At 65.9% G+C, this 11991-nt stretch carries 7 protein-coding genes; 4 read left to right on the top strand and 3 right to left on the bottom strand.

The features are described from left to right. Positions 1 to 15 precede the first annotated feature (15 nt). The gene (gene rfbA / locus ALI144C_RS02320) at positions 16 to 909 is read right to left on the bottom strand and encodes a glucose-1-phosphate thymidylyltransferase RfbA (protein WP_076985317.1); all 894 of its coding nucleotides are present in this window, start codon (positions 907 to 909) and stop codon (positions 16 to 18) included. Between the two features lie 342 nt (positions 910 to 1251). Here rfbA and ALI144C_RS02315 point away from each other — a divergent pair, with 342 nt between their 5' ends. From ALI144C_RS02315 to ALI144C_RS02300, 4 genes are all read left to right on the top strand, one after another. After that, on the top strand, positions 1252 to 4062 hold the full coding sequence (locus ALI144C_RS02315) for an ATP-binding protein (protein WP_076985316.1): 2811 nt from the start codon (positions 1252 to 1254) through the stop codon (positions 4060 to 4062). Positions 4063 to 4318: 256 nt separating this feature from the next. After that, positions 4319 to 6070, top strand: coding sequence for a BTAD domain-containing putative transcriptional regulator (locus ALI144C_RS02310; RefSeq protein ID WP_168211147.1), 1752 nt, complete (start codon positions 4319 to 4321; stop codon positions 6068 to 6070). A 284-nt stretch (positions 6071 to 6354) separates the two neighbouring features. After that, a complete protein-coding gene (locus ALI144C_RS02305) occupies positions 6355 to 6660 on the top strand; it encodes a hypothetical protein (protein ID WP_193441144.1) in 306 nt (101 codons plus the stop codon). Positions 6661 to 7283: 623 nt separating this feature from the next. Then, positions 7284 to 8744 carry an ROK family protein gene (locus ALI144C_RS02300; protein WP_143230345.1) on the top strand — a complete coding sequence of 487 codons (1461 nt, stop codon included), beginning with the start codon at positions 7284 to 7286 and terminating at the stop codon, positions 8742 to 8744. A gap of 93 nt (positions 8745 to 8837) precedes the next feature. Here ALI144C_RS02300 and ALI144C_RS02295 read toward each other — a convergent pair whose 3' ends face one another. Further along, on the bottom strand, positions 8838 to 9812 hold the full coding sequence (locus ALI144C_RS02295) for a hypothetical protein (RefSeq protein WP_076985313.1): 975 nt from the start codon (positions 9810 to 9812) through the stop codon (positions 8838 to 8840). A gap of 1249 nt (positions 9813 to 11061) precedes the next feature. Continuing rightward, entirely contained in the window at positions 11062 to 11934 is an 873-nt protein-coding gene (locus ALI144C_RS02285) for an integrase (RefSeq protein WP_193441143.1), read from the bottom strand. Positions 11935 to 11991: the final 57 nt, after the last annotated feature.

Below are 11991 nucleotides of genomic sequence, written 5' to 3'. Positions count from 1 at the left end.
GTCGCGGTGGCCCGTTCATTTGGCCACGAGCAGGCCCGGTGGTGTGGCGGTGGCGATGTCCATCACGTACTGGCCGTAACCGGATTTGGCGAGCGCCTCGCCGAGCCGGTGGCAGGCATCCTGGTCGATGAAGCCCATTCGCAGCGCGATCTCTTCGATACAGGCGATTCGGGTGCCCTGCCGGTGCTCCAGGATCTGGACGTACTGGCTTGCCTCAGTCAGTGAGTCGTGGGTTCCGGTGTCCAGCCAGGCGAACCCGCGCCCGAGATCGACGAGACGTGCTTTGCCGCGCTTGAGGTAGACCTGGTTGACGTCGGTGATCTCCAGTTCGCCGCGTGCCGACGGCCGGAGTCCTCGAGCGATGTCCACAACATCGTTGTCGTAAAGGTAGAGCCCGGTGATCGCCCGGTCCGATCGCGGATGGGCGGGCTTTTCCTCGATGGAGATCAGGTGACCACGGCTGTCCACCTCGCCCACGCCGTAACGCTCGGGATTCTGCACCGGGTAACCGAAGAGTACACAGCCGACGATTGCGTGCATGCTGCGCCGCACCACCGCCGAGAAGCCCGGGCCGTGAAAAATGTTGTCGCCGAGCACCAGCGCCACCGAGTCCGAGCCGATGTGGGCCGCGCCGATGACGAACGCGTCGGCGAGGCCACGCGGTTCGTCCTGCTCGGCGTAGCTGATGGAAAGGCCGAGTGGTGCTCCGTCGCCGAGTAGCCTGCGGAAACCGTCCAGGTCGGCGGGTGACGAGATGACCAGGATGTCCCGGATGCCTGCGAGCATCAGCACCGACAGGGGGTAGTAGATCATCGGTTTGTCGTATACGGGGAGCAGTTGTTTGGACACACCCAGGGTGATGGGGTACAGACGAGTTCCGCTGCCGCCTGCCAGGATGATCCCCTTCATGTGACACCTTCCGCCGCTTTGGTTCCGCTGTGAGTCGAGAGTCTGGCGCTTGATTGTGGGAGCGTCATCAAGTGTCGCTACAGAAGTCGCACCGGTGAGCCCGCGAAGCAACTGCGTTTGTGCGCGCCGACAGCGTGGCCAGTTGGCCTTGCGACACCCAAGGGATGCCATCCGGCGGTGTGGGCCCTGACCCGCGTGGATTATTGGTGACATCACGGAGCAGACGGCCGTCGAACACGATTTGCGCGGCGATCGCTGTGAGCAGATGCGCAATACAGTCGGTCATCGCTATCGTTGTGGTGTCGTGTAAAGGGGTATGGCGGCTGGCGAGGGACGCCGATCATGTTTCCACTGGTGGGAAGAGAACAATCGCTCTCCGAGTTGAGACACTGGTTGGCCGCTGCCCAGTCGGGGCAGGGCGGTTGCGTGGTGGTCGAGGGAGTCGCGGGCATTGGCAAGAGCCGCGTGCTGGACGTCGTGGTCGCGGAGGCCCGTGCCCGGGGATTCATCGTTGCCCGCGCTCAGGCATCCGAGCTCGACAGCCTGGTTCCGGCACGCGCGCTGCGCGGACTCTTCAACGCAGGAGGGCCACCGCGAAGGACGGATGCTCTCGAGTTGGTCAACTCCGAGCAAGACCCCAGCATCCTGATCGCCGAGGTCCGTGCGCGCCTGGACGGCTGGTCTTCCCGCAAGCCCGTGCTCGTCGCGCTGGACGACGCGCACTGGGCGGACGAGGTAACCACACTGATGTTGCGGGTACTTGTCGACGTGTTCGCTGCCTCGCCGGTGCTGTGGTTGTTGATCCGCAGGCCCGTCCCAGCAGGCGGACGGGCGCAGGCCAGTATCGACCATTTGCTGGCTCGGGGCGCAAGCCCGCACCGATTGGGACCCATCTCGCCGGATGCGGCCATCGAAATGTGCGCCAACCTCCTGGGTGGGGACCCCGGCGCAGGGGTGGTCGAGATGGCTGCCCGCTGCGATGGCAACCCGTTTCTACTGGAAGGACTGCTTACCGCGGCTCGAACCGCCGGGCGAGTGCGCATCGTGTCGGGTGAAGCGGTGCTGGCCGATGCGGAGGGACTGCCGCACGGCTTCGTCGCAGTGGTCGATCAGTATCTGCTCCCCCTCTCCGACGAGGCTCGCCGGATGCTGTCTGCGGCGGCTGTGCTTGGCAGGCCGTTCACGGTGCACGAGGTCGCCGTCCTGACCAGCGGCGGCATACCGGAGTTGCTGACGGTGACCACGGAGGCGATCCATGCCGCCGTGCTCGTGGGGGACGGCGCCGAGTTGACCTTCCGGCATGACCTGATCCGCGAGGCGCTCTACGACGGATTGCCCGGTCCGGTGCGCTCGGCGCTGCACCGCGAGATCGCTTCGGCCGCGCGTCGTGAAGGTCGTTCGCCCGCGGAGGCGGCGGAGCACCTCATCCGTAGCGGATACGTCGCAGGCGAGGATGGCGCGGAGATTCTCCGATTGGTCGTCGACAGAGTCGGGCCCGCAGCGCCCAACACCGCGGCGGACCTGATCATCCGGCTTCTGGGCGTGATCGGTCCGCACGAAGCCGCGCGAGCGCCGTTCGTCGCGGAGGCAGTGCGGTTGCTGATCACCGCGGGCCGGGGGGCCGAGGCGATCGAGTTGGCCGAGGAGCGGCTGCGCAATGGACTCGAGGACACCGAGCAGGCAAGCCTGCTGGTAGCGGTGTCGGAGGCGTTGCACCTCGTCGGCTCCAATGCCCGGGTTGTCGAGTACACCGAGCGCGCGCTCGCCAGGGTGAGTACTCCCGATGCGGCCAAGGCGGACCTGCTCGCGATCCAGGCATGTGGCCTGATCGGAATGCAAGATTTCGCTTCGGCCGACCTGGTGGCGCTCGATGCGATCGAACACTCTGCCGACGGACGGTCCGCGGCAGCGCGATGCAGTGGGATCGCGGTGCGCGCCCTGGTCGCCAGGGCGGCAGGTGACCTCGACCGCGGCCTGACATTGGCCAGGGAGTCCGTTCGGATTGCCGACGAGGCAGGTGACGACTCGCTTCGGCGACATACCCGGCTGAGTTTGTGCCAGGTACTGACGACAGCCGACCGATTCGACGAGGCCGGCTCGGTGTGTGCGAGCGGGCAGCGCGACGCCGACCGGCTCGGCACGGCTTGGCCGCGACCGTTGTACCGGCTGCGCCGAGCGGAACTGCGGATGGCCTCGGGCATGCTGGACGATGCGTGGAAGGAGGCTGATCAAGGGCTGGGCACTGCGGAGCGGATCAACTCGGTTGGCGCGTCCGTGCTCCTGATGGCGTTGTTCGCACGTTTGTCGATCCATCGAGCCGATCTTGGCATGGCGGAGGGCTACCTTGGCGGAGCCGAGCGACTACGCGGCGCCGGTCAGGACGGCGACTTCGTGGAGCTCAACTGGGCGTTCGCCGGGCTGCACGACGCGATGGGCCGTCCCGATCTCGCGTTGGACAGGCTGACAGGTGTCGGCCAGTCCGGCACGGGAAGGTGGCTGGGACCGTCGTTGCTCGTCCACGAGCCGATGGCGGCGGCACAGATCGTGCGGATGGCGTTGCGTACCGGCAGGGTCGTGGATGCGGAGACCGTGGTCGAGTCCGCGAGCGACCTCGCCGACCGCAATCCGGCCTCGAACTCGCTGGTCGGCTCCGCGATGCACGCCGAAGGGCTGCTGCGCGAAAACATCGACGCGCTGGCAAGGGCGGTCGAGGTATTCCGGGCCGGTCCACGGCCGCTTGCCACGGCGTCGGCTCTGGAGGACCTGGCGGTCACCGAGCACATGGCGGGTCAGCGATCGCAGGTATCGGGATTGATCCGGCAGGCCGAAGAGCTGTACGAGACCAGTGGCGCCCAGCGCGACACCGCGCGTGTCCGGAGCAGACTGCCCGCGCTCGGCGTTCGCGGAAGACCCCGCCGGGACGGGAACCGTGACCGGCAGGGCTGGGCGAGCCTGACACCATCGGAGCTGCGCGTGATCCGGCTGGTGGCCCACGGCATGACCAACCGCGAGATCGCCCGGGAGTTACGCCTGTCCCCGCATACGGTGGACAGCCACCTGCGGCGCTGCTTCGCCAAGCTCGGTGTGAGCAGCCGAGTCGACTTGACTCGCCATGTCCTGGCCCGGGAGGCGGGCCGGCATGGGATCGCGTGACCGCTATTCGGGTGAACGGGCCGCGCCCGGAGTCGTCGGCACCACGGTGTGCCAGCCGATGACCTACGCGAACACGTGATGCTTGGCGGGCGACGAACGACGATCATGGGAGAGCGAACGAGATCCGGGCGTTGTTGTCGTCCTGGGGGTTGCGTTGTTCTGTGTACTCGGCACGCTCGAAGCGTCGATCAACGGACGGTTGGTCTCGCCGGGCAAGAGCCGGCAACTCATCGTCCTCGCCCTTCTCCTGATGGATGTGAACAAGCCTGTTTCGACCGACCGGCTGGTGGAAGCGGTGTGGAACGGACGTCCGCCGAAGACGGCCGCGGAGCAGATCCAGACCTGTGTCTGGCGCCTGCGCAGATCGTTCGTGCGAGGTGGGGCCAAGGATGGGTTGATCGCGACGACCATGTCGGGCTACGCCCTGCACCTCCCCGAGGATTGGGTGGACACAGGTGTGTTCGACAGGCAGGTGAGCGAGGCTAAGGTCGCCCGTTCCAACGGCGACAACACGACCGCGATCTCCGTGTTCCGCGAAGCCTTGCACTTGTTCCGCGGCCCAGTGCTCGCTGAGATCGACAGTGCGCTTGTACAGGCGGCGGCCGTTATGTGGGCGGAGCGCAGGCTCACCGTGCTCGAGGAGTGCATCGAGTTGGAGCTCGCCTCAGGCAGGACCACAGAGCTGGTCACCGAGCTGACCACTTTGGTCCATGAGAACCCGTTGCGGGAACGTCTCCGTTGCCAGTTGATGCTGGCTCTTACCGGAGACGGTCGCCGCGCCGAGGCGCTGGCCACGTATCGGGAAGGTCGCAGCGCCATGGTTGCCCAGCTCGGCTTGGAGCCAGGGCCGAAGCTGCAGGAGGTGCAGCGGACCATCCTGGCCGGGAAATCCACGGCGCTGGTTGCCGCGCCGCCGTTGCAACCGGCCCAGCTGCCTGCCGGCGTCACCGACTTCGTGGGCCGAACGAGTCACGTCGCGGAGGTGTTACGCCTGCTGAGCGTGGACGGGCGAGGGGGAGTACGGATCTGTGCACTTCTCGGCCGATGTGGTGCCGGCAAGACAGCGCTGGCTGTTCATGTCGCGCATCGGCTCCGGAGCCGTTTTCCGGATGGTCAGCTTTACGCCGACCTCGGCGGTTCGTACCTCTTGTCCGCCGACCTCGGCGAGGTGTTGAGCGGATTCCTGCGCGCAATGGGCTACTCGGACTCGTGGATTCCAGTCGACCTGTGCGGGCGGGCGGCGATGTACCGCAGCGTTCTGGCCGAGCGACGGATGCTCATCGTTCTGGACGACGTGGCCGACGCCGCGCAAGCCCAGCAGTTGTTGCCTGGCGGGCCGGACAGCGCGGTGCTTCTTACGGGCCACACCACCCTGACCGACCTGCCAGGGGCCACTCCGGTGGAGGTCGGCGTCCTGTCGCAGGACGAGGCGACCGACCTGTTCACCAGGATCGTCGGCGCCGATCGCTGCCATGCCGAACCCGGGCCACGGAACCAAATCATCCGCGCCACCGGATACCTACCCCTGCCTATCAGGTCGGCCGCCGCGCGGCTCGCCGCGCGGTCCTACCTTTCGCTCGCCCAGTTCGCCGACCGGTTGCGTGATCCAGAACGGCGACTGGACGAACTCGCGCACGGCGGGCTCGACGTGCGCGACAGCCTGGCGCTGACCGTTCGGCGATTGCCGGATGAGGCGAGAAGTCTGTGGTGGAAACTGAGCCTGTTGCAGGGGCTCGACTTCCCGGCTGAGGTGGCTGCCATCGTGGGTGACGTCGCGCCGCCGCTGGCCGAAAAGCTCCTCGATTCCCTGGTGGACCGCAGGCTGGTGGACGTTGTCGGAGTGGATTCGACGGGAATGCTGCGCTACCGGCTGGATGACTTGTTCGGTCTCTACGCCAGGACGCGCGCCCACGAGGAGCTACCCGAGCCAGCACGTGCCCGTGTGCTCAGCCGCACCGCGGAATACTGGGCCGAATCGACAGCGATCCAACGTGACGAACGCGAGTGATTCAGCCACGACTACTGAAAGCTACACCGAGGTGGCCGCAGCCGACGGCCAAGATGTTGGTGGTCGATCTCAGGGCCGTGACGTTATTCGGTGCCGCAGGGCTGACGTCGCTCATCGTGGCCGACCGCAACTGCCGGGAGCAGGGGCGTCGCCCTGCGGATCGTGGCGAACCACCGCGTGGTACTTCCCGTTTCTGTCGCGGATCAGGAACCGCGCTCGGCTCCCGTCCTCGATGTCCATGACGAGGTTGCGTGCGGCTTGGGTGACCCCGGCCGCGCGGTGGGATGTGGTGTGACGCCGAGGACGAGAAGTTCGCCGTGGATCTGGCTCAGGTCCCGTCGCCGACGGTCGCGTTGAACCGGGCTGTCGCGGTGGCGATGGCGTCGGGGCCGGACGCCGGGCTGACATTGCTGGACGACCTCGACCGTGACGGCGGGTGTGATCACCTGGTGCACGCGGCGCGCGCCGATCTGCTGCGCCGAGCGGGCCGGGTAGGGTCTGCCGTCGACGCGTACCGGGCAGCGCTCGCCCAAACCTCGAACGAGGCGGAGCGCGTTTACCTGCGGCGCCGCCTGGGAGAACTCACCTGATGCGCCGAAGACCTCTCTGCGGCTCGCCTTGCAGCGTGGAAAGCCTCAGAGAGGTCTGCATCGGGCGGTTGTGCTGGTTGGGTCAAGGCCGATCGAGGAACGCCAGTGCGACGCGCAGGGTGGTCCGATCAGCGGGCGATGTCGCTGAGGGCGGCACGGGACCTAGTTGTTCAGCCAGATCCACAGGCTGATCCGGATGATGAGCGCGGCAAGCGTCTGTCCCATTTTCCACGGGTTCAGGCGCTTTTCGCGCAACCTGGCCTCGCAGGCCTGGCACGTGTGTCCTCGCGCTCACACGAGCGATTCACCTGTTCACTCGTTCTGGGGTGATGTGGAGGAGGTTTCCGATCTCTTCGGCGAGAACTCGCGTCAAGTTGGTACTCATCGTGGCGCCCCTTTCGGTGTTGGTTCGTGTCGAGCTGTCCGGTGTCGGCTCCTCGGTCCCTGGTGGTGGAGGTCCGGTGGCTCTGACTTCAACCTACAGGTAAGTTTCTGTAGGAACATCTCGTTTTCACAACTACTAAAAGTTTTTTGGAACTTTAGGTTCATATCCACCATGAAGTTCAGTGGGCTAGTAAGGTGTGAGCAGCGCGGCACGCGTCGACGAGCGACTGGAGTGGGTCATGCACCAACAGTTCGACAGGCTGCTGGCCGCTCTCGAGAGCGATGATGCGGACGGCCGGCCGGCTATCGGACGTGAGGTCCTCGGCGAGGTGCTGGCCCGGGTGGTGTTCAAGGCGCCCGAGGAGATCTCCCGCGCGGAGATCGCCGACCCGGAGGAACGACGGCCGGTGGACCGGATGACGCTCACTCCGGGAACGGTCAGCAAAGCCGTGAAAGTGCTGATCGAGAGAAACCTCCTGGAGATCGGCACCTCATCTCTGCAGCGGGCGACCGGACGACCAGTGCTTCCCCTCCGGCTCAGCAGCGGTTGGACTGTGGCCGGTGTGAAGGTCACGCACCACAACACCAGGCCGGTCGCCGTGGCCACGGTTTTGACCGCTCTTGACGGAACGGTTCTGCGGAAGCGTGAGCCTGTGCCACTGCCGAGCCCAAGTTCGCCGACCGACGACGTCTGGCCGCAGATCGCGCGGATCGCGAAGGACGAGATCGACTCGATCAAAGCGGACGACGACAACACGCGCGTTCGCGAGGGACGGGCGGCCAGTGAGCTGCTGGGTGCGGGAGTGGAGGTCGGTGGGCACGTCTTCGAAGGTCAGGTTGTCCTGTCCGACTACAGCAGGCAGTCCGGCACCGCGCCACTCGCCCACATGTTGGAGTCGCTGCTGCAAAAGCCGGTCGTCGTGGAGAACGATGTCAACGCTCTCGCGGTCATGGCCACTCGCCAGCGCAACTACGGGAGCCTCGACATGGTCGTCGTCGCGGTCTACGACGAGGGCGTCGGCGGTGGGCTGGTCATGGACGGCCGTGTCCGCCGAGGGGGACACGGCGCCGCGATGGAGATCGGCCATCTCCCCGTGGAGCGGCAGGATGAGGTGGCCGAGCACGCGTCGGCAGCCACCGACCGTGACGTGCCAGGTTTCTCGGATGCGTGCTGGTGCACGCAGTTCGGGCATGTCGAGGTCCTCGCCACGCCTTCCCGCATCCGCGGAGAACTCGGGGTCACGGACCTGCAAGCCGCCGCAGCGACTCCCTCCGTGGATGCGGAGGGCAATCACACCCGCGAGTACCGCGTTTTCACCAGAGCGGGCACAGGCCTGGGGCGAGGGCTCGCCCACACCATCACCCTCGTCAACCCCGGGCGCCTGATCCTCAAACTTCCCCCAGTCTTGATCGAATACTCCCCTGAGAAGGCAGCCAGCGCCTACCTCACGGCGGTCAAGCGAGAGATCAACACGGTCTTCTCGACAGGAGCGGCAGACGCCGAACTCATCGTCGAGGCGTTTGACGATGTACTGGTCACAGGGGCACGCGCCGCCGCTGTCTGTGTGATCGACGCGTTCATCGAGCACCTCCGAGGGCTCGACGGCTGCCAGACGCCCGGCCGCCGCCGCAGCGACGATCCGACCAGCCGGAAGAACCACGGCATGACCGCAGCCCGAGAAGACATCGGTGCCGCTTAGGCGAGGATCAGGGTGGTCAACATGGGGCATTGCGCAGCGCCCCGCGACCTGCAGCCGCGTTACATGGCTGGATCGGGTCCGCGGATGCGCCGTTTATCGCGTGTGTCCTGGGGGGATGGTGAGGGCAGCGATTCGTGTGGCTAGTTTCCGGGCCCCGGTGTGGGTGTCGTGGCGTTCGGCGTCCGCTTTGAGCCGAAGCATGCGCTCATGGACCCGGACCGAGGCGAGGTTCTCGGCACAGGCGAGTGCGTGGGAACCCATCTCCACCCCCTCATCGACCTCGCCGTCGACCAGGTGGCTCATTGCCAGCAGGATCAGGGTGAAGGTTCGGCTGCGGGCCATGGGGTCGCCGTAACCGTCGATGGCTTGGGTCAGATGCGGGATCGCGGTCCGCGCGTACGACGGATCCACCCGATGAGCGAGTTCACTGTAGACGGTACCGGTCATGGCGAGCATGTCCGTTTCGGTGACGAAGCTCGACCAGCCGGGCCGGTCACTGGCCGCGGCGGCCGTGAACAGGTCATGGCCGCGGTCGACCAGTTGACAGGCCAGTGCCGCGGTTCCCGTCATGGCGTAGGCCCACGCCTGGTTCATCAACAGGATGCTGGTCGTGATCTCGCCACCGGGCGCGTCGGCGGCGAGCAGGCCGAACTGGAGGTAGTCGAGCGCCTCGACTGGGCTGTCCTCGTGCAACCGCATCCGGCCAAGCCGGTGGAAGATGTCCGCGATCAACCGGGCGTCGCCGCCACGCCCAGCCAACGCCAGCGCCTGACTGAAATACCGGTGCGCCTGATGGGTCAGGCCGATGTCGAACGACGCCCACCCCACCAAGTTGTGTAGGTCCGCGACCGCGACGTCGCGGCGCCGGTGTTCGATGTCGTGGGGTGAGCCGGGAAGGTGCCGTATCCGGTGGATCAGGGTCAGCGCGCCGTCCAGGCAGGATCCTCCGCCTGATCGGTGGTCCATCTCGCGCAGGAACTTCGTCTGCCGCTCGATCAGTTCGGCGGTGTCCGGGGCGCTGACGTGGACCGGCTGCGACGCGTCGGGAACGACAATCGGGGTGACCATGGCGATGCTCCTGAGATCGCTGACGCCGAGGGATGAACTCGCCGCCGGGGTCAGGAGCGGTACCGGATATTGTCACTCTCCGGTGAGAGCCGGGGTTGAGATTACACCGTGCGTAGCGGATGTGCTGTCCCCCAACCGGGCACTGATACGGACACCGTCGAGACGACGGTGAAGGCTGCGTCGCAGCTCAGGTGTGTCCGGTCGCGCCGCGTTGCGTCGAGGCAGTCAGTGGACTACAACGGTGGCAGGGCTGGTCGGAGCATCGTCGATGGCGGTACCCGAGGGCCTGGTGATTCCGTGGCCCGGCGTCGTATCGTGAATGGCAACCCGTTCGGTTCAATCCCGTGTGCCGGGTGGGCCAGCGGCGATCACCTCGGACTGCAGCTGAGGTTCACCGTGCCGCGCTCCATCAGGGCCCCGGGCCCCTTTCTCCTTCTTCGCCCGTCGCTGCAAAGCAGCGGCGACCACAGGCCCATGTCCGCGGTGACGGTGGCCGACCTGGCGGGTTGTCAGGCGGCCGCGAACACCGAGAGGAGCTCGTCGCACGACGCACCCAAGTCGTCAACCGACTCCACGTGCTGCTACCTCACCTGGTCGAGGGCAGGGCCCCGCGGGCGCTGACCGCCGACCAGGCCGCCGCCCTGCTGGGGCGTATTCGCCGAGCGCGTGGAGTGCGAGTTACCCGACGAACTCTCGCGGTCGACCTCGTCGCTGAGATCCGCCACCAAGAAAATCACCGCCACGAAGAAGCACATCTCCGACGCGCTCGCACACGCTGAACCGTCACTGCTGCAACTACCCAGGGTCGGCCCCGTCCTGGCCGCGCGCATCTGTGCGTGCCGAAAACCACGTCCATCCAGGTCAAATGACACGTCGGTACTCATGAAGGATTCCGCAGAGATGATCGTGTCGGCGGACGGTGAAGCGTTGATTTGAGTTAAGGGGTCGCAACGCATCGTGCATCCGACCAGACGTCATGTCCGTCAACAACGAGGCTCTCTCTGCCTGCCCCCGTTGGGAGCGCTGCGTGGGAGCAGGTTGGGAGCAACCCGGCGCGTTGGACCGGTCTCATCTGCACTCAACGAATGTCAACGGACCTGTCATGACGTGCAGAAGTCGTGTTTCCGCAGGTCAAGCCTGATGATGTCGTACGTTGACACGGTAGGGGTCACTGGTTCAATCCCAGTATCGCCCACCAGTAAGAAGTTGCTGGTCAGAAGCCCTGTTCCTCCTCGTGAGGGGCAGGGCTTCAGTGATCAAATGGAGCGAAATTGGAGATCAAGTTCTCCTGACCGTCCTGGCTCCTGATCATGAGCCTGGTGACGACCGGCCCCAGGTGTGGAAACCACTCAGTCAAACGAGCACGCTCCGTAGCCGTCAGGGCGAGCAGGCTCGCGTTCCACCTCTGCTCAAGGACGTCGATGATCTGACGTTTCATGGGCTCGGTGACGTGGTCGTAGATCCGGGCAATGCCCTTCATCTTCTGCCCCAACCGGGCACGTCGGGCCACCTCCGGCACACCGTCCTCGGTGAGCCAGGTGGCGTGAGTGTGACGTCCTTCGTGGAAGGTGAACCAGGGCAGGATCGCGGGAACATGGTCGTTTGCTTCAGGGTTGTCGGTGTTGGCTCCGTCCCAGGCTGGTCGCCAGTAGCGTTGGCGGAAGTTGGATCGCCGCCATGGCATGCCTTCCAGTGTGGTGAACACGAACGGATGGCGGTGACTGTCCATCAGCAGTTCGTAGAAGGTGGCGATGCTGGGTGGGAGTTGTACCCAGCGGGTGCCGGCTGGCGTCTTGGTTCGGCCTTTGCGTGCCGCAGCGCCGCGACGGCGTGTGGGCGCTGGAGAGGGCTCTTCGGCTGGTGTGACTACCAGGCCATGTTTCTTCAGGGCACCACCTACTTCCTTGAACGGGGCGAGTATGCCCAGGGACCTGCTCATCTCGTCGTACTCATGCCGCTGCTGGCCGGCCAACTCGCCCCAGCGTGCCCCGGTGTACAAATCCGTGAGGCACAGAGTGAATCCACTGATGCCGAGGCCGGATTCGTACAGGCGCATGGCTGCCCGCAGGCCTTGTACGGGTGAGGCGACCAGTCGCTCGGGCTCGTACTCGCCTGATGTCACTCGGACTCCGCTGCAGGGGGAGGCGGGGATGAGCCGTGCGCGGACGGCGGCGTTCAG

The organism is Actinosynnema sp. ALI-1.44 (assembly GCF_001984155.1).
Classification (GTDB): domain Bacteria; phylum Actinomycetota; class Actinomycetes; order Mycobacteriales; family Pseudonocardiaceae; genus Kibdelosporangium.
This window is presented reverse-complemented; position numbering and strand designations above follow the sequence as displayed.

Excerpts from the sequence above, each read along its gene's own strand:
- rfbA (WP_076985317.1), bottom strand. The coding sequence starts at position 909 with ATGAAGGGGATCATCCTGGCAGGCGGCAGCGGAACTCGTCTGTACCCC.
- ALI144C_RS02315 (WP_076985316.1), top strand. The coding sequence starts at position 1,252 with ATGTTTCCACTGGTGGGAAGAGAACAATCGCTCTCCGAGTTGAGACAC.
- ALI144C_RS02305 (WP_193441144.1), top strand. The coding sequence starts at position 6,355 with ATGTGGTGTGACGCCGAGGACGAGAAGTTCGCCGTGGATCTGGCTCAG.
- ALI144C_RS02300 (WP_143230345.1), top strand. The coding sequence starts at position 7,284 with ATGCACCAACAGTTCGACAGGCTGCTGGCCGCTCTCGAGAGCGATGAT.
- ALI144C_RS02295 (WP_076985313.1), bottom strand. The coding sequence starts at position 9,812 with ATGGTCACCCCGATTGTCGTTCCCGACGCGTCGCAGCCGGTCCACGTC.